The organism is Cyclobacterium xiamenense (assembly GCF_009467825.1).
Taxonomy (GTDB): Bacteria; Bacteroidota; Bacteroidia; order Cytophagales; family Cyclobacteriaceae; genus Cyclobacterium; species Cyclobacterium xiamenense.
The window spans coordinates 137,558-158,579 of sequence record NZ_WIOK01000012.1; the positions used below are offsets into that span (position 1 = coordinate 137,558).

16 protein-coding genes are annotated in these 21,022 nt (G+C 50.2%); 9 read left to right on the forward strand and 7 right to left on the reverse strand.

Features of this window, described 5'->3' with window-relative positions:
* The first annotated feature begins 99 nt into the window (after positions 1–99).
* The 5 genes from GCU44_RS11250 to GCU44_RS11270 all read left to right on the forward strand — a co-directional run bounded on the left by GCU44_RS11250 (position 100) and on the right by GCU44_RS11270 (position 9,100).
* Positions 100–2,019 carry a sulfatase-like hydrolase/transferase gene (locus GCU44_RS11250; protein ID WP_154856490.1) on the forward strand — a complete coding sequence of 640 codons (1,920 nt, stop codon included), beginning with the start codon at positions 100–102 and terminating at the stop codon, positions 2,017–2,019.
* A 215-nt stretch (positions 2,020–2,234) separates the two neighbouring features.
* Positions 2,235–3,326, forward strand: coding sequence for a sensor histidine kinase (locus GCU44_RS11255; RefSeq protein WP_154856491.1), 1,092 nt, complete (start codon positions 2,235–2,237; stop codon positions 3,324–3,326).
* 294 nt (positions 3,327–3,620) lie between these two features.
* A complete protein-coding gene (locus GCU44_RS11260; protein WP_154856518.1) occupies positions 3,621–5,399 on the forward strand; it encodes a sodium:solute symporter family protein in 1,779 nt (592 codons plus the stop codon).
* A 419-nt stretch (positions 5,400–5,818) separates the two neighbouring features.
* Positions 5,819–8,167: a TonB-dependent receptor gene (locus GCU44_RS11265; protein ID WP_092170071.1), complete on the forward strand. Its 2,349-nt coding sequence runs from the start codon at positions 5,819–5,821 to the stop codon at positions 8,165–8,167.
* 6 nt (positions 8,168–8,173) lie between these two features.
* The gene (locus tag GCU44_RS11270) at positions 8,174–9,100 is read left to right on the forward strand and encodes a DUF4249 domain-containing protein (protein WP_154856492.1); all 927 of its coding nucleotides are present in this window, start codon (positions 8,174–8,176) and stop codon (positions 9,098–9,100) included.
* Between the two features lie 131 nt (positions 9,101–9,231).
* On the opposite strand, the gene GCU44_RS11275 is transcribed toward GCU44_RS11270, so the two are convergent.
* A complete protein-coding gene (locus GCU44_RS11275) occupies positions 9,232–9,846 on the reverse strand; it encodes a DUF4230 domain-containing protein (RefSeq protein ID WP_092167940.1) in 615 nt (204 codons plus the stop codon).
* A gap of 204 nt (positions 9,847–10,050) precedes the next feature.
* Between GCU44_RS11275 and GCU44_RS11280 the strand changes: the two genes are divergently transcribed.
* The gene (locus GCU44_RS11280) at positions 10,051–11,733 is read left to right on the forward strand and encodes an AMP-binding protein (protein WP_154856493.1); all 1,683 of its coding nucleotides are present in this window, start codon (positions 10,051–10,053) and stop codon (positions 11,731–11,733) included.
* Between the two features lies 1 nt (position 11,734).
* Here the strand turns inward: GCU44_RS11280 and GCU44_RS11285 are convergent, their stop codons facing one another.
* Positions 11,735–12,310 (reverse strand): sugar O-acetyltransferase, encoded by a 576-nt coding sequence (locus GCU44_RS11285; RefSeq protein ID WP_092167946.1) that lies wholly within the window; start codon positions 12,308–12,310, stop codon positions 11,735–11,737.
* Positions 12,307–12,849, reverse strand: a complete 543-nt coding sequence (locus GCU44_RS11290; protein WP_154856494.1) for a DinB family protein — start codon at positions 12,847–12,849, stop codon at positions 12,307–12,309. The genes GCU44_RS11285 and GCU44_RS11290 overlap by 4 nt, the downstream gene beginning before the upstream one ends.
* A 170-nt stretch (positions 12,850–13,019) precedes the next feature.
* Between GCU44_RS11290 and GCU44_RS11295 the strand changes: the two genes are divergently transcribed.
* From GCU44_RS11295 to GCU44_RS11305, 3 genes are all read left to right on the forward strand, one after another.
* On the forward strand, positions 13,020–14,390 hold the full coding sequence (locus GCU44_RS11295; RefSeq protein WP_154856495.1) for an exonuclease domain-containing protein: 1,371 nt from the start codon (positions 13,020–13,022) through the stop codon (positions 14,388–14,390).
* Positions 14,391–14,448: 58 nt separating this feature from the next.
* Positions 14,449–15,468 (forward strand): L-glyceraldehyde 3-phosphate reductase, encoded by a 1,020-nt coding sequence (gene mgrA / locus GCU44_RS11300; RefSeq protein ID WP_154856496.1) that lies wholly within the window; start codon positions 14,449–14,451, stop codon positions 15,466–15,468.
* Between the two features lie 162 nt (positions 15,469–15,630).
* Complete coding sequence (locus tag GCU44_RS11305) at positions 15,631–16,428, forward strand: hypothetical protein (protein WP_154856497.1); 798 nt, start codon at positions 15,631–15,633, stop codon at positions 16,426–16,428.
* A gap of 1 nt (position 16,429) precedes the next feature.
* Here the strand turns inward: GCU44_RS11305 and GCU44_RS11310 are convergent, their stop codons facing one another.
* The 4 genes from GCU44_RS11310 to GCU44_RS11325 are packed head-to-tail and all read right to left on the reverse strand — an operon-like array spanning position 16,430 to position 20,840.
* Positions 16,430–17,053 carry a hypothetical protein gene (locus tag GCU44_RS11310; RefSeq protein ID WP_154856498.1) on the reverse strand — a complete coding sequence of 208 codons (624 nt, stop codon included), beginning with the start codon at positions 17,051–17,053 and terminating at the stop codon, positions 16,430–16,432.
* 37 nt (positions 17,054–17,090) lie between these two features.
* Positions 17,091–17,804, reverse strand: a complete 714-nt coding sequence (locus GCU44_RS11315; RefSeq protein ID WP_154856499.1) for an SIR2 family NAD-dependent protein deacylase — start codon at positions 17,802–17,804, stop codon at positions 17,091–17,093.
* An 18-nt stretch (positions 17,805–17,822) separates the two neighbouring features.
* Positions 17,823–19,670 (reverse strand): OmpA family protein, encoded by a 1,848-nt coding sequence (locus tag GCU44_RS11320; RefSeq protein WP_154856500.1) that lies wholly within the window; start codon positions 19,668–19,670, stop codon positions 17,823–17,825.
* A gap of 6 nt (positions 19,671–19,676) precedes the next feature.
* Positions 19,677–20,840, reverse strand: a complete 1,164-nt coding sequence (locus GCU44_RS11325; RefSeq protein ID WP_154856501.1) for a hypothetical protein — start codon at positions 20,838–20,840, stop codon at positions 19,677–19,679.
* Positions 20,841–21,022 lie beyond the last annotated feature (182 nt).

Genomic DNA, 21,022 nt, shown 5'->3' on the forward strand with positions numbered 1-21,022 from the left:
TCAATGTCGGCATGAACCTATCCGCGATGCTTTGGCTGGCGGTGCGGCGGATAGATTCGAAAGTTTTTGAAAAAAACGAAACGGTAAGACAGACAAAGCATGAACCATACAGTCCATACAAACCGCAGGGGAGGCGGCCTTCTACCCTTGCTGCTGCTATTCTTGGGATTGGTCGCCTGTGGTGCGCCCGAAGCATCGTTGGATCGCCCCAATATTCTATGGATTTCCCACGAAGACTTGAGTCCCATATACGGCTGCTATGGAGACAGCTATGCACGGACCCCGAATATTGATCGCCTGGCGGAGACGAGCATCCGGTTTACCCAGGCTTTTTCCAATGCGCCAATCTGTGCGCCGGCCCGATCCACGCTGATTACCGGCAGGTATGCCGTTTCGTTGGGAACACAGCACTTGCGCTCCGAAATTCCGGTGCCCGAGGGGATGAAAATTTTACCGGAAGTGCTGCGTGAAGCGGGCTATTATACGAGTAACAATGTTAAAACCGATTACAATTTTGATCATCAGGGTCGCTGGGACGAAAGCAGCAGGGAAGCCCACTGGCGCAATAGGTCCGAAGGACAGCCTTTTTTCAGTGTTTTCAACTTTATGATGACGCATGAGGGGCCGACAAATGCGCTGCGCGACAGCGATACTGAGTCGCTGCAGGTCTTCAGTGCGCCCGATCAGGCAGTATTGCCACCGCACCTTCCCGATAGTCCAAAAATGCGAGAAATTTGGGCCCATATGTACGACTTGCTGGCAGTTTTCGATCAGGAAGTGGGTAGGCTGCTTGCCGAGTTGGAAGCCGACGGGTTGCTGGAGGAAACCATCGTGTTTGTCTTCTCGGATCACGGACATGGTTTGCCCGGGCACAAGCGCTGGTTGGATAATGCCGGTTTACAGGTTCCTTTTATCCTGCACGTGCCGGATAAATACAAGCACCTCGTCAGCAACCTATCCGCTCCCGTAACGGACCACAAAGTGGGTTTTGTGGATTTTGCCCCCACGGTGATCGGGCTTGCGGGAGCCGCAGTCCCGGAAGGCATGGAAGGGACCAACTTCTTGGGCGAAACAGCGGAGGAAAAAGAATTTATATTTGGCTACCGGGACCGGGCGGACGATTGTTACGAAGTATCCCGGTCGGTGTTTGACGGCAGGTATTTGTACGTGCGTCATTTTATGCCACAGTTGCCCTATTACCAGAATGCCCTGATATTTAATAAGGGGGGGAGTTACGAAGAGATCAATCGCTTGAGGGCCCTGGGGCAGTTATCCGAGCCGGTCCGGCAATTTTTTCTACCCAAGCCGGTAGAATTGCTGTACGATTTGGAAAACGATCCCCTGGAACAAACCAACCTGGTCGCTAATCCGGAAGTGGCGGAACGGGTTTCCCATTTGCGTGAAGCCTTGGATGCTTGGATGATTCGCCATCGGGATACCGGGTTGATTTCGGAAGGAATCATGATGGCGCAGGCCAAAGCGGCAGGAAAAAGCGTGTACGAAATCGCCCGGGAGTATTCTCCCGAGCGGTTTCGGTCCATCCTGGAGGTGGCCCAATTGGTGGGAAAGGTGGAGGACCCGGCGATACTGGAATCGTTTTTTGTAGCCACCGAACCGGCACAGCGGTTTTGGGCCCTGGTGGCATTGGATGCTTATTCTGGTGAAATCGATGCGGTAATGCCTTCGGTGCGCCGACTGCTTGAGGACAAAATGGCAGCCGTACGAACCAAGGCCGCTGAGATTTTGGCCGGACGAAAAAATGATCCGGAGGCTTTTGCCGTATTGGAAGAACTATTAAAACAGGAAGACGAGGTACAGGTATTGCAGGCCGCGATCAGCGTGCGGCAGTTGGGCGAGAACGCCCAACCCTTGCTGGCTGCCATTCAAAACGAAGTCTTTCCGAAATACAGTGGCGAAATCTGGGGCCGGTACAAAAGCTGGAGTTACCCCATGTTTATCGGAATGGCGTTGGATCAAACCCAGATAAACTGTGGCGTGGTGGTAAACACCCGTCGATGAGTTGTGATTTTTTTTGGCGAAATGAAGGGGATTTTGTCAGTGAAAGCCCTTGTTTTTTTGCAAGTCCAGCTCCTTACTCAAAACAAATTATCAGAAATCGGTAAAAGTTTCGAATTGTTTGATAGTTTAGCAGGACGAAAACAGCGGTAATTATTTTTGGTTTTGGTAGCGTGTATACCAAAGCATATTTTTAACAGTAATTGGCAATCATTCTTATGCGTTCGATTAACGAAAATGCAACTCCAATCCGTGTGGATTCTTTCCGGATGGATTTGTTTTTTGACTTGTCACTGGATCTATTGTGTATCGCAGGATTTGACGGCTATTTCAAGAAAGTCAATCCTGCCTTGAAAAAAGTGCTGGGCTATTCCGATGAGGAATTGTATACCCGCTCAATCGATACTTTTGTTCATTCCGAGGATCTGAAACGAACCTCCCATGCCCGGAACACGATTGTGGAAGGCATGCCCCTGATGCATTTTGAAAACCGGTATTTATCCAGGGAAGGAGAAACACTTTGGTTTTCCTGGACATCGGTTCCAGACAAGGAACAGCAATTGATTTACGCGATTGCCAAAAACATCACCCACAAAAAGAAAATTGAAGAAGAGCGAAATTTGTTGATCGCCAAATTAACCCAATCCAACAAACAATTAAAAGAATTGACCTTTACTACTTCCCATGATCTGCGTTCCCCGGTAAACAATTTACTGGCCCTATTCAGCTTGGTGAATGCCCGCACCATGGAAAAATCGGAGATGTTGGAGTTTATTGATATGATGCAGCTTTCCACCGAAGGACTAAAAAACACCCTGGACGGCTACGTCGACAATTTGAGTCAGCGGGATGTATTGGCGGTATCGCTGGAACCGGTGGAGCTGGACACAAGCTGTAAAAAGGTGATGCATTCCATTCGGTCGCTCATTGAAACGTCCAAGACCCAAGTCTTGATGGATTTTTCCAAAGGAAACAGGGTCAACTTCAATGCCGGTTACCTGGAAAGTATTTTCCTCAACCTGTTTACCAATTCGATCAAATACGCGAGGCCGGGAACCGTTCCCCTCATTTCCATCCATTCGCAGCTGGTCAACGAGCGTACCCAATTGGTTTTTTCGGATAATGGGATTGGATTTGATACGGATAAGATTGGAGACAAGTTATTCGGTTTTAGAGAGACCTTTCATTCCAACGCAGACGGCAAGGGTATTGGCTTGTATTTGGTTCACAGCCATATCACCTCACTGGGAGGTAAAATCGAGGCAGCCAGCAAACCGGGAGAAGGGGCACGGTTTACCATTACCTTTTAGGGCTGAAATGTGCCAGCCACTGCCACTTTCCGATTCGACTCCTGTTAGGTCCCGGAGAGGCAAATTGGTTTTCCGGCCATTCATTTCGTTCCCTGGTACAAACGCATGGGACTCCCGCCGGAGCCTTGTGAGATGGACTGCAGCCTACATTCAGGGTATTTCTTTCTTGCGCCGCTAGCCTATTCCGACGGGTGGCGATGCAATGGCCGGGGTATTGGCCGTGTTTCCATCAATGTCGGTTGGTTTTGCGGCGTACTTGCTACTAGTTTGCAGTTTATGTCTTATATTCCGGGCATGTTACTACAGGGCATTGATTGGCTGATCCTCCTTCTGTTTTTTGCATTGTCGCTGGGGATAGGCTTGTACAGTTCCAAAAAATCATCCGAAAACGTTCAGGAGTTTTTTAAAGCAGGAGGCAATTTGCCCTGGTGGGTATTGGGAATATCGATGGTTGCCACGACCTTTTCCACCGACACCCCCAATTTGGTCACCGATATTGTTCGAAAAAATGGCGTCTCCGGGAATTGGGTTTGGTGGAGCTTTTTGCTGACCGGCATGCTGACGGTTTTTTTCTTTGCCAGGTTATGGAAGCGTTCGGGAGTACTTACCGATATTGAATTTTACGAATTGCGGTACAGTGGTCGACCGGCCTCGTTTCTTCGGGGATTTCGCGCCTTGTACCTGGGTATTTTTTTTAATGTGGTGATCATATCCGGGGTCTCGCTCGCGGCGATCAAAATCGGAGGGGTGCTATTGGGCCTCAGTCCCTTGCCCGTTTTGCTGATATCCGGGTTTGTCACGGTACTGTACAGCACGCTGGGTGGCCTGCGTGGCGTGGTGTTTACGGATTTTCTGCAATTTGGACTTTCCCTTGCAGGGGCCATCGCCGCGGCTTGGGTGTCGGTCAATCATCCCGCTGTCGGTGGGTTGGATCAATTGATTCAGCATCCCGATATTACCGATAAACTGAATTTTATCCCTGACATCAATCATTGGGAACTATTTTTGGCGGTATTTCTGATCCCGGTATTTGTGCAGTGGTGGTCGGTTTGGTATCCGGGTTCAGAGCCGGGCGGGGGCGGATTTATCGTACAGCGGATGCTGGCAGCCAAGAACGAAAACCATGCGCTTTCCTCCATCATGTTGTTTACAATCGTGCATTATGCCATCCGCCCTTGGCCCTGGATTTTGGTCGCCCTGTGCAGCATCCTGGTTTTTCCGGACATGGATGCATTGCGGGATGCTTTTCCAAATGCCGATGCTTCTATTGTGCAGGACGACATGGCCTATCCCGCCATGCTATCGTTCATGCCGGTAGGGATCATGGGACTGGTAGTCACCTCCTTGGTGGCCGCCTACATGTCTACCCTCTCCACCATGCTTAACCTTGGTTCTTCCTATGTGGTGAACGATTTTTACCAGCGATTTATCCGACCCGACGCTTCCCAAAAACACCTGATTGCCGTCGGGCGGCTGACCACGATAGGAATCATGGTAGTGGGGGGCTACGTGGCCCTGCACCTGGAAAATGCATTGCAGACCTTTGGTATTTTGCTTCAGATCGGGGCGGGAACGGGATTGATTTACATCTTGCGCTGGTATTGGTGGCGAATCAATGCCCTCAGCGAATTGGTGGCCATGGCCGCCTCTTTTTTGGTTGCCCTGTATTTCGCATTTTTGCACGAGCTGTATTTCGAGCCGCTCCCAAATGCCGCCGAATTGATAGCGGGTATTTTATTCACGACGGGGAGCTGGGTACTAACGGCTTATTGGACCAGGTCCACGGACAGAGAGGTCCTAGTCGCTTTTGTGCAAAAAACAAAGGCCCCCGGCCCCGGCTGGAAGCGAATCCATGCCTACCTGGAAAAAACTGGCCAAAAGGTGGACACCAGGCAGTATTTTGATTTTCAGGCTGCGTTGTTGGCTTTCGCCGCAGGGATTACCGCTGTATACGCCTTTTTGTTTGGGACCGGGTCGATCTTATTCGGCAACCCGGGTTCCGGACTGCTATTGCTGCTGCTTGCCGCTACTGCATTTGGCGTGCTATTTTTATTAAAGAAACGATTGCTATAGGCAATACTCGCCAACAGGAACATGGCCTGTGCGCATGAAGGATTTTACTAACCCGTGCCACCTGTGAGGGCGAAGGGTCATGCCTCCCCTCCAATGGAAGTGGGTTAATCTTTAGCCTACCCCCCTGGAAGAGAAAGGCTCCGGTGTTGAAAAATTCTTCAAAATAGCTCTTTTCGGGTGTCTCACCTGCAGCACTTTATCCGTCTTGTCTTCGGAATCGTGGGTTTGCAAACCGGATGTGGTAGCATACGTCAATTCGACGTTTTTCTGTTCGGAAACCAACCCGACAGGCCTTGAGCTGAAAAAAGTGAAATTAAATTTGTGTTAGATTTACTAATTATTTCTGGTTGATCGAAAAATTTAAATAAATTTGAAAAAATTTTCATACGCACCTGAGTTTGCATGACTGTGGCATTCCAATGAAACACCAGATTTTAACGTTTTTTTTCCTGCTACTTGGTATTTCCGGGTTTGCGCAGCGGATTTCCATTAGCGGGACCGTGACGGAAGCGGGCACGGGTGAACACCTGATCGGTACCAATGTTTTCGATCGGGTATCCGAAAAAGGCGCGGTTGCGAATCAATTTGGCTTTTACAGCTATACTACCTCAGCCGATAGCGTGGACCTTTACTTTAGTTTTGTCGGTTTTCAGACCAAAAACTTCCGTATGAAGGTAGCGCAGGACACCGTTGTCAACGTGTCGCTGCTGCCCGATGGGAACCTGGAGGAAGTCGTGGTATCGGCGGCAGGAATGGACCAGATTCAGGAAGTCACCAAGATGAGTTCGATCAACGTGCCCCTGAAGCAAATCAAAGAATTGCCCGCATTTATGGGCGAGGTGGATGTGTTCAAGGTATTGCAATTGCTGCCCGGCGTGCAATCGGGCACGGAGGGTGGAAGTGGCTTGTACGTACGGGGAGGGGGACCGGACCAAAACCTGATATTGCTCGACGGAGTACCCGTGTACAATGCCTCGCACCTTTTCGGTTTTTTTTCCATCTTTAACGCCGATGCCATCAACAATGTGGAATTGATCAAAGGAGGTTTTCCCTCCCGCTATGGCGGTCGTTTGTCATCGGTGATCGATATCAGCATGAAAGAGGGCAACATGCAGGAATACAAAGGCGAAGGGTCAATCGGGTTGATTGCTTCCAAAGTGACGGTAGAAGGCCCCATTGTCAAGGATCAGACCTCCTTTATTCTCTCTGCCCGGAGAACCTACCTGGATTTGCTGGCACGTCCCATTATCAAAGCCACCACGGCCGGCGAGGAAAATATCGGGTATTATTTTTACGACCTCAACGGTAAAATCAATCACATCATCAACGATAAGAACCGGCTGTACCTGAGCGTGTATTCCGGAGACGATAAAGCCTATTCCCGGTACAAGGATTTTTATGTTTTCGAAAACGAGCGAACGGATTACGAAGATGAATTTGGCCTGAGTTGGGGGAATTTCATCACCGCGCTTCGCTGGAACAATGTGATCAACAGCCGTCTCTTTAGCAACCATACCTTTACCCATAGCCGGTATAAGTTTGACTTGTTTAGCAATTACGATGAGCGGATTACGGGAGCAGGTGTGGACGAAAGGAGTTCCTATTCCGAGCGGTATTTTTCAGGGATTCGGGACTGGGCAGCCAAGTCGGACTTTGAGTACATTCCCAATCCCGATCACTATATCCGCTTTGGCGTAAATGGAATTTTGCATCGCTTTTCTCCGGGGGTGTATGCGAGCAGAAGTAGTGCGGCCGATAACGATCTCCGGCTGGGAGCCGACGAGCTCGATTCTTTTGAATACGCCGCTTATGCCGAGGACGACATCAACTTCAGCGACCGATTGAAAGCCAACCTAGGGCTTCATTATTCCGGGTTTATCTCGGACGGGCAGCATTACCGCTCCCTGCAGCCCCGCATCGCAGCACGCTATCTGGTGAATGCTTCTACTTCGCTAAAGGCTTCCTTTGTGACCATGGCACAATTTATCCACCTGCTGACCAATGCGGGATTGGGACTTCCCACGGATCTTTGGGTACCCGCTACGCCCAGGATTGGCCCACAGGAAGCCATGCAGGTAGCCGTAGGTGGCGTAAAAAACGTGAACGGTTTCGAAATCAGCCTGGAAGCCTATTACAAGACCATGGACGGCTTGATCGAGTACAAGGACGGGGCTACGTACCTGAACCTGGACCAGGACTGGCAGGACAAAGTAGCTGTGGGCGAAGGCAAAAGCATTGGCGCCGAATTTCTTGTACAACGCAAGGTCGGCAGGGTTTCGGGCTGGCTGGGCTATACGCTATCGAATACCGAACGAAGGTTTGACGAAGTCAATTTTGGGGAGTGGTTTCCCTACAAATACGACCGGAGGCACGACGTAAGTTTTGCCTTGACACACGAATGGAAGGACAACAAGGATTTTTCCCTGGCCTGGGTTTATGGAACGGGAAATGCGGTTTCTCTGCCTACCCAGCGGTACGAGGGATTGGAAATGAACCGCTTTAGTGGAGGAATCAGACCGAACGTCAATTACTACGAAAGTAGAAATAATTTCAGAAACCGGGACTACCACCGCCTGGACCTGAGTTTTAGCTGGTGGAAAACCAAACGATGGGGCGAGCGCAAATGGACACTGGGAATATACAATGTATACAGCCGAATGAATCCGTTTTTCATGGATTTGGGCTACGACCGGCAGGGAAACCGGAAGTTGATGCAATACAGCCTTTTCCCCATCATTCCCTCGTTTGCTTACGCATTTAAATTCTAATAGCTGATGAAAACATGCCTTCACTATATCCGGAATTTCAGCCAGCTGGGTTACCTGCTTCTCCTTGTCCCGTTTTTGTTCGCCTGTGAAACCGTGGTTGATATCGAAATTCCCTTCGACAAACCCCAGGTGACGATGAATGCCAATCTCCAAAACAACCTGTTTCCCGCAGTACGGCTGACCTACAGCAAGCACATCCTGGACAACGAGTGGGAGTTTAGCCCCATTCCCGATGCAGCAGTCAGCCTGATCCATCAAAACGAACGCTACCCGTTGAGCTTCAATGAGGTGACCGGTGAATACACAAACTTGCAGCTGCTGCTACGGGAAGGGAATACCTATACCCTGGAAGCGGAGTTACCCGGATACGAAATCGTTCGTGCCACCGAAAGTATTCCGCTTTCGGTACCAATTAAGCAGGTAGTGTACCAGGGCCGGGTACAGGTGGACTCCTGGTCATCCAGGGAAGACGTCCGTTTGCTGTTTGACGATCCGGAAGGTGAAAACTATTACGAAATTTCCGCCGACTATTTCGGGTATTATTCGTATGTGGACGAGCAGGGAAACACCGTCCTGTACGAAAACAACTATCCGCTCTACCTGGAGCCAAAGAATCCTACGTACGAAAGGGATTACAATACCTATGGGAAATTGCTGATAGACGATCGCTTGTTTGAGGGGCAGGAAGCCAATCTCGAGCTGTTTATAGAAAGTTCGTTCTCTCCGGATGCCCAGGGGGGTGAAATTCGATTTACCCTGAAAACCGTCTCCAGAAATTACTTCCAATTTCATACGACGTACGGATTGCAATGGTGGAACGAGGGAGATCCCTTTGCCCAGCCGGTGCAGGTTTTTTCGAACATTTCCAATGGAATCGGGATCCTGATGGCAGAAAGCCTTTCCGTTTTCAAGGTGTCCCCACCAGCCCAGTAAGAGCAGTAAGGCCAACCGGGCTTCCCGTCGTCGGGGTAGTTATCCCCGGAAAGAAGCGTTCCCCACCAGTTGGGTGAAGGCATGCGAAACGACGGGCAAAATCCATCCCATGTAGGAAGATCCGTGCTTTTTTAATAGTTGAGCCGCTCCAGTTCCTCTGGGGAAAGCGGGATTTCTTCTTCGAAATGAAGCGTCCAGCCCATGGTTTTGGTGAGGATGTATATTTTTGATAGCTCGCTGAGCAAGCGTTCGCGGGCATCGGTCTTCAGGTCAGACTGCGCGATCTTCTTCTCCAGCAGCTGATGCACGCTTCCTTTGATTTTGTTGTAATCGTCCGCATCAAATTCGTTAAAGTAATCCTGGCTTACGTCGTAATATTCCAAATCGGGGTAAATGTTGATTTCTGGTTCCGGGAGCTGTACAATCCGTACCTGCCTGGCTTCGGTATCAATTTCTGTTTTTAGTTGGCGCAAATCGTATCCCACGGTCACTTTTGCATTGACGATGACCAATGCTTTTTTATTGGCAGAAAAAATATCAAAGTAGTTTTTACGGGAGTTTTTGTAACTCAACACCTGGGAAAAGTAGCCTTCGGTTACCACCAGCTTTCCTACCTGCCGGATTTGTTGCTCCAGCAGGGCGGTATTTTGTTGGAGTTCCTGTTTTTCGTTGGTTTGACGGACGAACAACTGGATCAATCCATACAACAAAAGGGCAGTAACGATCCCAGCCAAAAACCTCATCATACCTTCGTGTTTTTACGCATACCTGCAAACGGTTTTGTAAAAGAAAGGAGAAAAAGGGGAGCTTGCAACTTGGGCGGCCGGGAAAGGGGTAATTTCTTCGCAAATCCCCCCTTTACAACAAAATTTTACAAAACGTTTTAAAAGAAGCGTACATTCAATATCTTAGTGAAATTAGCCCAATTACCTAACCTTAATGTATTGGATATGGAAGATTCCCCCTGGTTTACATTTTACCCCAAATCGGTACCCACCTCGATAGACCCGGACGAGTTTAGCAGTGTGGTGGATTTATTGGAAGAAAGCATCGGGAAATATGGAGATGCCGTTGCCTATGAGTGCATGGGAAAAACCATTTCTTTTAATGAATTGGATGTCTTATCAAAGACCTTTGCGGCATTTCTTCAGCAGGAGCTGCAGCTGAAAAAGGGAGACCGCATCGGTATCCAAATGCCCAACTTGCTGCAATATCCGGTCGTCATGTTTGGCGCGCTCCGGGCAGGGCTGATTGTGGTAAACACCAATCCGCTGTACACGGCGTCTGAGATGAAGCATCAGTTTACCGATGCCGGTGTAAAGGCGGTGGTGATTTTGGCAAATTTTGCCCATAATCTGGAGAAAATACGGAAAGAATCCGGAATCAATCACGTGGTCGTTACCGAAATCGGAGACCTATTGGGGGGACTGAAGGGAGCGATTGTTAACCTGGTCGTGAAATACGTGAAAAAAATGGTGCCTGCCTATTCCATTCCGGATGCCTGGTCTTTCAAAAAGGCAATGGCAGCAGGCAATCCGACGGCCTTTGAAAAGCAGGGAATGGAGGGCGCCGATTTGGCCTTTCTTCAATACACCGGAGGTACCACCGGAGTTTCCAAGGGAGCGATGCTGAGTCACCGCAACATTGTTGCCAACATGCAGCAAATCTCTGCCTGGATGAAACCAAAGCTACGGGAACGGGAGGAGACGGTCATAACGGCCCTGCCGCTGTACCATATTTTTGCCCTTACCGTCAATTGCCTGGCCATGATGAAGATCGGTGCACATAACGTGCTGATCACCAATCCCCGGGACATGCCCGGTTTTTGCAAGGAACTAAAGAAACACCGATTTAGTGTGTTTACAGGTGTCAATACCCTTTTTAATGGCTTGTTGAATCAGGAGGCCTTCCGATCCCTGGACTTTGGATCCCTGAAAATAGCCGTAGGCGGAGGAATGGCCGTGCAGCAGGCCGTTGCCCGCCGCTGGCAGAAAGTGACCGGTACCCCACTAGCCGAAGGGTACGGCCTTACCGAAACCTCTCCGGTGGTTTCCTGCAATCCCATCGATGGAACGGAACGGCTCGGCACGATTGGTGTGCCTCTTCCCAATACGGAGGTTAAGGTGGTGGACGATGCCGGAAATGAGTTGCCTTTGGGCGAGCGAGGTGAGCTCTGTGTGAAAGGTCCACAGGTAATGCCGGGTTATTGGCAACGGCCAGAAGAAACCGCCGCCGCATTTTACGGGGAATGGTTCAAGACAGGGGATATCGCCGTATTGGACGAGGATGGATTTCTGTGCATCGTTGACCGGAAGAAGGAGATGATCTTGGTTTCGGGATTCAACGTGTACCCCAACGAGGTGGAAGATGCGTTGGCGGCACACGAGATGGTCAACGAAGTAGGGGTGATTGGGATACCGGACGAGAAATCGACCGAACGGGTGATTGCCTACGTGGTGAGCAATGATCCTTCGCTTAAAGCAGAGGAATTAATCGAATTTTCCCGGGAAAACCTGACCAGCTATAAGGTGCCCAAAGAAATCCATTTCGTTAGCGAACTCCCCAAATCCAACGTTGGAAAAATACTTCGGCGGGTAATCCGCGAAAACCACGAAAAAAAGCTACAAGCGTAGGCTAGGCCCTCCGCTCATCGGCTTTCAAGTTTCTTAGGACCCTGGCGGGATTGCCTCCCGCCACTACATCCGAAGGCAGGTCTTTGGTGACTACGGCTCCCGCTGCCACAATGCTGCGTGCGCCGATGTGCACCCCGGGACAGATGATGGCCCCGCCGCCTACCCAGACATCATCCTCGATGCGGATGGGCCTCCCGTATTCCAATAAAGATCCCCGGGTGGCTGCATCAAGGGGATGCGTGGCTGCATAAATCTGCACATTCGGTCCAAACAGGCAGCGGTCGCCGATATGTACCGGTGTTACGTCCAGCACCACACAATTGAAATTGAAGAACACCTGGTCGCCCACCCGTATATTGTAGCCATAGTCGCAGAAAAAAGGAGGCTCCAATCCAACGTCTGCACCCACCGCTCCCAGTAATTGGGAAAGTACCTGCTGCCGAAGCAGCGTTTCATCCGGGGCGCTGTCGTTTAGCTTTTTTAATAAGACCCGGGCTTGAAGCCGTTCTTTGGAAAGCTCCGGGTCGGAGGCGAGGTACAACTCGCCTGCGAGCATTTTTTCTTTTTCTGTTTTCATTTTTCCGAAGCCAATAAGGATTTCAGTTGCTTGCAATGTCTTTTTTCATGGGCAATGATGATGTCAATGGCTGTATCCAGGGGATAGACTAGCCAGCGATTGGCGGGAGAGGCGATCATCAGACCTCGATTAAAATAAGGCTCTAGCTCTTGAAGGTAGGCCGATAGCCGATGCTGGGTGTCGACGAATGCCTGCTGCAGTTCTTTATCGTGCAGGGAATTACTTGGTTCCCAGGGGGAAAAGGTTTTGATCGGGGCAGGTTTTTGGTTAGCGGAAAGAATCAGTTCCCCCAATTTCCTGCCATAGAAAGGGATTTTTCCAAGCAGTGGCGCTTTGTAGCGTTGCTCGATAAGTTGATCAAAAATGGGGAAGTAGGATCGGTTTACCAGGACCAGGTGGTGTACTACCTGCATGGGGCTCCATTTTTCCGGGCCGGGCTTTTGATTGAGGGTAGTCAGGTCGTACCCATTTAGCAGCGTATCCACATCCCAGGTAATCTGGGTCAGTTCCATCTGCCAGGCATCGGCTTTTTCGTTCATTGCGTAGCGGGTTCGTTGGTTTATCCTTTCTGATACCTGGGCGGTGAATAAAAGTCGTTTCCCAACCATCAAAACTTAATATTACGCAAATGATAAGAGGAATTCAAGAAAGAATTTAAATCAATTCCTTTTGATTCTCCAGCCAATAGCCGTTATTTTATCTTTTGCTTATGTATGCCATCGTAGATATTGAGACTACCGGCGGCTTTGCTGCCCAGCACCGCATCATTGAGATTGCCGTTGTCTTTCACGATGGAGAAAAGATTACGGGCCATTACCAGCAGCTGCTTAACCCCCGGCGTTCGTTGCCGGCATTCATCACGGGCCTTACCGGAATTGATGCCGGTATGTTGGCGGATGCGCCCGATTTTTCTGCGATAGCCAATGATTTATGGGACTTGTTAGAGGGAAAAATTTTTGTTGCGCACAACGTGAGTTTTGATTATAACTTTGTCAAACAGGCATTTGCGCAGGAAAACAAGGATTTCAAACCCCGCCGCTTGTGTACGGTCCGGCTTGGTCGTAAGATTTTTCCCGGTCTCAGAAGCTACAGCCTGGGTCAATTGTGTGAGGCACGGGGTATTCGGGTAAAAGACCGGCACCGGGCGCTGGGAGATGCCTGGGCCACGGCTTTGCTCTTTGAGCAAATGCTTCGGGAAGACCGTACGGAAGAAATTCCCCGAGCCATCAAAGGGAAGGAAAAGGCACGCGTACTTCCGCCAAATATCAGCCACGAACAGTACAGGCAGTTGCCCACGGCCACAGGCGTCTACTATTTTCACGATAAAAACGGTAAGGTCATTTATGTGGGCAAAGCAGTCAATATCAAAAGCCGATTTGAAGGCCATTTTACCGGCAAGTCGAAGGTAAGCCTAAAATCCGAAATACATGCCGTCAGCTTTGAAGTCACGGGAAGTGAACTGCTTGCGCTATTGCTGGAAGCACTGGAAATAAAGCGGTTGTGGCCGAAATACAACCGCTCCCTGAAAGTAAAAGCAGCCTCCTGGGGGATTTTTGCGTACTCGGACCAACAGGGCTTTCAGCGGTTTCAGGTCAATAAGATTTTTCCGGGCGTAAAACCGATACTCACTTTTAGCAGTCATGCTGAAGCCTGGAAAAAACTGTTGGAAAAAACCAGTGAACTCGCGCTCTGCCCAAAGTTAACCGGGATACAGAAAACACCGGGAGCCTGCTACGATTTTGCCCTTGGAAAATGTGCCGGTGCCTGCTGTGGCTTCGAGGCACCCGAGGCGTACAACCGAAAGGCTGCTGTTTTGTGGGAGGAAGGCGGTAGCCGGGTAGGGGAGCGCTTTCTGATAAAAGACCGGGGAAGAAACCCGGAAGAGGAGGCCGTATTGCTCGTGGAGGATGGATTTTTGGCGGCATTTGGCTACATCGATCAGGCGACAGACCTGCAGCACAGTGGGGAAGTCCTTTCTTTTTTGAAGCCCGTAAAGCGTGTGGTGGAAACCCAAGCCTTGTTGCAGGCGTTTTTGCCGAAGTTACCCCAAAGCCGGATCATACCTCTGGCAGAAGATTGATTTCGATTTTCTGGATTAAAGTGTACCTTTGGCGCTCCAACTAACCTACGATTTACCCATGAAAATTAACGATTTGGATCCACTGATGCCCTACCAACCGCAAGAAAGCCGGTACGAATCCATGAAATTCAGGAGGTGTGGCAAAAGTGGCCTCGACCTGCCCATGCTATCCCTGGGTCTCTGGCATAATTTCGGGCATAGCGATGATTTCAGGAATGCGCGAACCATTCTTCGCACGGCTTTCGACCTCGGTATCACGCATTTTGACCTGGCCAATAATTACGGACCACCCTACGGGGCCGCGGAAGAAAATTTTGGAAGAATTTTTGAAAAAGATTTTAAGCCACTTCGGGACGAACTCCTAATCTCCTCCAAAGCCGGATGGGACATGTGGCCAGGCCCCTACGGGAATTTCGGTTCCAAAAAATACCTGGTGGCCAGCCTGGATCAAAGTCTTCGCCGCATGGGGCTGGACTACGTGGATATCTTTTACCACCATCGTCCCGATCCGGCCACCCCGCTGGAGGAAACCATGGCTGCGCTGGACCTGATCGTACGACAGGGGAAGGCCCTCTACGTAGGGATTTCTCAGTACAATGCGGAAGACACCGCGCGGGCATCGAAAATCCTGAAAAAATTGGGAACGCCCTGTTTGATTCACCAGCCGCGTTACAGCATGATGGATCGTTGGGTGGAGGATGGACTTTTGGATGTGCTGGAGACCGAAGGAATCGGAGCGATTGCCTTTTCTCCCCTGGAGCAGGGGGTGCTTACCAACAAGTACCTGAAAGGTTTTCCGGAAGACTCCCGGGCCGTGAAGGATGGGAGGTACCTCCAGACCGACAAGATCACCCCAGCGCTTTTGTCTACCGTGGAGCAACTCAACGAATTGGCCAGGAAAAGAGGCCAAAGTCTGGCCCAAATGGCCATTGCCTGGCTACTAAAAGATCCCCGCATCACATCCGTTTTGGTAGGAGTCAGCAAAGCCGCACAACTTAACGACAACGTAAACAGCCTGCAGGCGCTTGATTTTTCGGAGGAAGAACTGACGAAAATCGAACAGCTGTTGCGCACATAGACCGGTTTTAGACGTCGATTTTAACAGGCCCTGAATGGAGTTTCAACCATTCAGGGCTTTTATTTTGCAATGGAATTCGTTCGGGAGGTGAGAAAAACGGATAATCGGTATTTTTTCTGTTTAAAAATTTGTACCTTAACTGGGAACCCAATTAACCGAGTTATGAAAAAGCAGCTAATTACGGGGTTTTTGGCACTACTTGTAAGCCTAAGCCTCATTGCACAGGAACAGCAGTATTTGGTCTTTGAATTTATCAAAGTTGAACCCAACCGGGTTTTGGATTACCTGGAGTACAAAGATTTTTTGGCAGAAGTACACAAAGTTTCGAAATCGGAAGGCCACATCGAAGGTTGGGATTTCTGGTCTCTGCAGTCGGGTTCCGATTTGGAGGGAGAAAATTTTCAGTACGTTACCGTCACCTATTACCAGGATCCCGTTAAAATGATGAACGGAAACGATCCGGATCAATTGGTGGACCTCGCAATCAGTGCCTTTCCGGAGATGGACGAAGATCAGGTGCGGAACAAAATCAGGGATGCTATGGACATGCGGGATCTGGCTGTACGAAGCTATATGGTGGAGGTGGCCCGGACCTCCGATGCGTTTGAGTTTAAACCGGGGATGCTGGCTTCCTTTGACCTGATGAAAGCCGTAGAAGGCAAATTTCAGGACTACGAACGGGCGGAGAAGGAGGTCTTTTTGCCCATTCATCAGAAAAAGATACAGGCAGACCTGATGGAAAACTGGTGTTTCCTGCGCACCGCACTTCCCACCGGTAGTGAGGCCAAATCTACCCACCTGACCATGAATATTTATGCCAACTACCTGCAATTCTTCAACTCCATGGAATACGAGGACATGGAAATCACGGAAGCGCAGCAGAAAGCGGTAGAAGCGGGCCTGAATTCACGTGATCAGAAATGGGTGTATCTGGCTACGCTGGAAACGCTCGTTCGCTAAATCAGGCTGGATGGAACACCTCGTTTTGCCATCCCATGCGTCGACAAATCTGGACCATCAGGTAATTGACACCGGTATGGAACACGACCAGTAGGAAGATGGCCAATAAGGGAACGCCAAAAAACTGGTAAGGCCAGGCATAGGTCCATACGCCCATCTGTATGGTGATGATCTCTCCGTAGGTAGGGAATATCAGCGCTACCAACAAGGTAAGAATTACCTTGTCACGGGTACGTTCCAGGCGAAGGGATGCAAACAGGTCTTTTTCCAGCTGATAAACGAAAGTAAAGGCGAGGGACCAGGCAAATGGTAACCAATAGGGAAAGGCACGCCCTCCCAGATCATGGTATTCCCAATGACCGTAGTAAATTCCCCATGCTTCGCAACAAACTCCCAACAGCCCCCCCAACAGGGAACCGGTAAGGAAAACGTATCGGTCTTCCGCATGAATTCGGAATTTTTTGACCAGGGAATAGGCCAGGTATAGTGCCAAAATCACTCCTACCCAGGCATCCTGTGCGTGAAAACTCCCAATGAAGAAGCCGGCAATGCTGAGCTTCAGGATGTTTTTTGCGAGTAGAATACCGGTATCGGTTTTGGAATACGTGTTTATGGCTGTTTTCAAGGGCTGCTGTTTTGGAAGCAAAAGTACGAAAAAAAGGTTACTGCGGAAAGAACTGTCGTTGCAGGTACGCTTCCAGGAGCAAGACCCCTTTTCCTGCCGTTTGTTCAATGGGAATCAAATTTGCGGCTGGGTAATAGGCAGGCATTTTTGGGTCCAGGATGTACTTGGGGATTTCTGCCGCAGCAAATTCGATTAAGCCTGCTGCCGGGTACACCAATAGCGAGGTACCAATCACCGCGAAGGCGTCGGCATCCTTCACTGCAGCGATGGCGGCATCCATCTTGGGAACCGGTTCACCAAACCAGACGACAAAAGGCCGCAATTGGGAGCCCTTTTCACAGGTGTCCCCCAGGTTGATTTCCGTTCCTTCCATGGGGTAAACCAGCCTGGGGTCCAGGCTGCTCTGCGCTTTGAAAAGTTCTCCATGCAGGTGGATGACCCGGGTGGAACCCGCTCTTTCGTGCAAGTCGTCTACATTCTGCGTGACGATTGTTACGCGGTATTGCTGTTCCATTTCCGCAAGCTTCAGGTGTGCCGTGTTGGGAAGGGCATTCCGGCAGGCTTTCCGCCGCTGATTGTAAAAATCCAATACCAATTCCCGGTTTTTTTTCCAGCCCTCGGGCGTGGCCACCTCCATCACATCGTGGCCCTCCCACAAGCCATTGTCATCCCGAAACGTACGGATTCCGCTTTCCGCAGAAATCCCGGCTCCGGTCAATACGACCAGGTGTTTTTTTTCCGGCTTGTCCATCCTACCTGACAGGTTTCGTTATTTGATGCCTGAATTTAAAAATAAAATTTGAACTTCCACCTTTCGGTCCTCCGGTTGTGCAGCCGACACCGCACCTCGGACCAATTGTGCGCCAGGAAAAAGTTGAATTCGATCCCGGGCTATGCCAAAACGTTCCTCCAGCGCCTGGGCCACCGACCGGCTACGTTTTTCCGCCAGGGTTAGGTTGTAGGCCGTACTTCCGGTATGGTCCGCATAGCCGGTAAGCGCTACCCGGGTATCCGGAAAACGGCGCAAGGTACCCGCAATTGCCGCCAATTTGGCCAGAGCAGGTGCGGATACCGCATGTTGATTGATTTCAAAATAGATGGCGGCGTATAAAGGCGGCAGGGTTATTTCCTCAGGTGGGATTGTGGTGGTTGTAGTGCCTATCCGGATTCCCGGCAAATCGCCCCACCACTCCGGGATCGAGCCGGACCAAAGAGGTACCTGCGGTTGCAACCGCAGCCCGGGGCTTGCAGGCATAGCGGCCGGAACTTTTGAAATGCCGCTAGACAGTTCGGGAAGGTTGTCTCGTGCGCTTGTATCGGGAGAAGAACCCATTTGTCTGCCGACGAGGGGAGGTAGCACCGGGACAAACAGTCTGTAAGAAGATCGGGCAGGGCGGTTGTCAGCGTATTGCCTGGGAGGAAAGGATCGGGCTTGCGGCAACAGCCGGAACGTCCCGCCGCTACGTTCCGATGGCGGTTCCGGATAGACCGGATAAACCGAATGGAAGGAGGGATAGGGGGCGTTTCGCTCCTGCACGTAATCCGATTCCCAGGGTAGGGTTTCGCCGGATCCCAGAAAGTACCTGCTTGCCAGTTTGTTTTCTGTAGGGGCGGTTGTATTGGATTCCAGCGTACCTTTCGACAAATTAGGGGCGACTGGAGATTCCAGTGCGTGCTCGGGTTTCGGATCCGGAGAAATAGCGGACCTCTCCTCCGATGAAGCTGGCAGCGGCGTGCCCTCGGGTCTGCCTGCGATTGTTTCGGTACTGCTTATCTCCGGTTCGCTCTGGGTTCGAACCAACCGGCCGGAGGGGCTGACACTACTGGCGTTAAATACAGCTCCTCGCGGTGCAAGGCTCAGCTTAATGCCCAATTGGTGCTGAAATAACCAGTCTGTAGCGGGATCGGATCGGTTCGCATGATCCCTGAGTTCGGCGCCTGCCGGGAGCCGCCGCGGCTCCTCAAAAAGTGGGGTATTGTTTGGCTGCGCATTGGATTGAATAAACAGTTCCACTTGTCGGCTTAGTCTCAGCCGTAGTCCCAGACCCATATCCAGGTAATAGTGCGATCCGCTTTGCTCTTGCCTGAACAGGGGTCCGGATTCGTTTTCGGCAAAATCTGCTTGGGGGCTGTCGAAAAGCAGCCTACGGGTTTGCCCTTCCCAGTGACGCCAGCCAATACCCAGCAGCACGTAGGGTGCCAGAAAGGATGTTTGGCGAAGGAGCTTTCCGTTGTCCATCCGAAAAATCAGTGCCGATCCCATGGACCAAAGCTTTGCCTCGTAAAGGGTAGAAGCCTGGTCCTTGAGGGATATTTCGGACAGGTCGGTTCCGTTGCCAGAGAGGGTCTGTCTGCCACCGTAGAAGGACAATCCCAAACCGCTAGTCAACCGTTTTTCCAAGCTTGCATTCCAATTGGATTCCGGCCTCAGGGGAAAGGAGGGGCGGAATGCTTCTCTCAAAGTAGCGGATATTTCCGAGGAGTAGGGGCGCAGTTGACCGTAATAGTTGGTGTACCCGGTAGAAAGTCCCATTCGCCACCGATACTGCTGGGATAGCCCCGGCATCAGGTAAAGGAAAAAGACGACGACTAGCAAGATACAGTTTTTGGTTTTCATCGGCTCTTATTTTCGTAATCCCAACCATAGGCTGAACTCCGCACTGAAGCCAACAAAAGGGTAAATGGTAACGTCTTCAATGTTGGAATTTACATCCGTTGACGTAAGTACGGCACCGGCATTGAAGCGCAATACCCGGAAAAAACTGTAGCCCAGGCCTACATAAACTGGCCTGCCAATCAGGGGGCCGCTGATCTCTCGCTCATTGCTATCCCGCATATTGCTGAAAAAGACGCCCGTTGAAATGGATGCATTTCCCAATACTTTGGTAAAATTTTTATTGGCCAGTGGAAGCGATATCCCGCCAAAGGCCGAGGTACCGTAATCCAGGTTATTGAAATCTCCGCGAAAATACGTACCCGCGTACCCGATACTTAGGGGCAGGTAGTAAGGCTTGTTTTCCGTGGGGTAATTGTCAATGACACGTACGTCCACCAGCATCAGCATCTGGTTTTGCAGGTATTGACTGGTTTCTGCTTTGAGGAGTTTGATTAGCTCCTGTTTTAACTGATCCGCAAAGAGCGCTTGATCCTGAATGTCTGGATCGGTTTTCTTTGCCAGTAAATTAAATCGGGCCTTTTTAAGCTTTACCCGATCGAGTTGGGCAATTTTTTGCTTCACCACATCCGAAAATCCCTCAAATTCCTGGTCCAGCGGGTGTTGGAAGTTTTTTAACCCCTGCCAGACGATCTCGTTTACGTGGTCCAACATGGCAGCGGGGCGACTCAAGGTTTCGGTGCCCCGTTTTCCCGCCAGGATTGTGGCCTGAATGTAACTTTCCAGGTTTTCGTGCAGGGCATTTTCTAGCGAGGCCGTTTCTTCCTCATCCGACGCACTGTAGAAATAAAATTTCAGTGTGTAATTTTCGCTACTGCGCAGGGGATAGGCGACAAAGAGTTCGTAATTGGTCGGGTTACGAAGGTAGGGCGCTTTCCAATAATAAAAATCTGCCTGATTCTCGGTTTTTTTACTTTTAAAAACCTGGACCTCTACGCGTTTGATTCCTTCCGGCAGGCTTCCTTCCAGGTAGAATGGCGTTTCAGAAGGTAGCGGAAGCCCTCCGTTCAATTGATTTTTTTCGGCGGAAAATGACACCGATTCGTATTGTGCCTGTACCAGGGCCGGCCAACATAGTAGCGCAATGATCCATAAAATTCGTTTCGTTTGCATGGGAAGCAGATTGGTTTTAGAGCGTTAAAAACGGCTTATCCGCAAAAAAAATAGAATAAGTCGCTATGATTTTTCAAAATAATGCAAAAACTAAGCCGAATTTTGCTGGGTAAGGTTCTTTTTGTTGCGGTGTTGCAGCGTTTTTGGGGATCTTTTTTTAGAAATCGCTCGATATCGCGTCA

Coding starts and splice junctions, on each gene's coding strand:
- GCU44_RS11250 (WP_154856490.1), top strand. CDS start 100: ATGAACCATACAGTCCATACAAACCGCAGGGGAGGCGGCCTTCTACCC.
- GCU44_RS11255 (WP_154856491.1), top strand. CDS start 2,235: ATGCGTTCGATTAACGAAAATGCAACTCCAATCCGTGTGGATTCTTTC.
- GCU44_RS11260 (WP_154856518.1), top strand. CDS start 3,621: ATGTTACTACAGGGCATTGATTGGCTGATCCTCCTTCTGTTTTTTGCA.
- GCU44_RS11265 (WP_092170071.1), top strand. CDS start 5,819: ATGAAACACCAGATTTTAACGTTTTTTTTCCTGCTACTTGGTATTTCC.
- GCU44_RS11270 (WP_154856492.1), top strand. CDS start 8,174: ATGAAAACATGCCTTCACTATATCCGGAATTTCAGCCAGCTGGGTTAC.
- GCU44_RS11275 (WP_092167940.1), bottom strand. CDS start 9,846: ATGATGAGGTTTTTGGCTGGGATCGTTACTGCCCTTTTGTTGTATGGA.
- GCU44_RS11280 (WP_154856493.1), top strand. CDS start 10,051: ATGGAAGATTCCCCCTGGTTTACATTTTACCCCAAATCGGTACCCACC.
- GCU44_RS11285 (WP_092167946.1), bottom strand. CDS start 12,310: ATGAAAACAGAAAAAGAAAAAATGCTCGCAGGCGAGTTGTACCTCGCC.
- GCU44_RS11290 (WP_154856494.1), bottom strand. CDS start 12,849: ATGAACGAAAAAGCCGATGCCTGGCAGATGGAACTGACCCAGATTACC.
- GCU44_RS11295 (WP_154856495.1), top strand. CDS start 13,020: ATGTATGCCATCGTAGATATTGAGACTACCGGCGGCTTTGCTGCCCAG.
- mgrA (WP_154856496.1), top strand. CDS start 14,449: ATGAAAATTAACGATTTGGATCCACTGATGCCCTACCAACCGCAAGAA.
- GCU44_RS11305 (WP_154856497.1), top strand. CDS start 15,631: ATGAAAAAGCAGCTAATTACGGGGTTTTTGGCACTACTTGTAAGCCTA.
- GCU44_RS11315 (WP_154856499.1), bottom strand. CDS start 17,804: ATGGACAAGCCGGAAAAAAAACACCTGGTCGTATTGACCGGAGCCGGG.
- GCU44_RS11320 (WP_154856500.1), bottom strand. CDS start 19,670: ATGAAAACCAAAAACTGTATCTTGCTAGTCGTCGTCTTTTTCCTTTAC.
- GCU44_RS11325 (WP_154856501.1), bottom strand. CDS start 20,840: ATGCAAACGAAACGAATTTTATGGATCATTGCGCTACTATGTTGGCCG.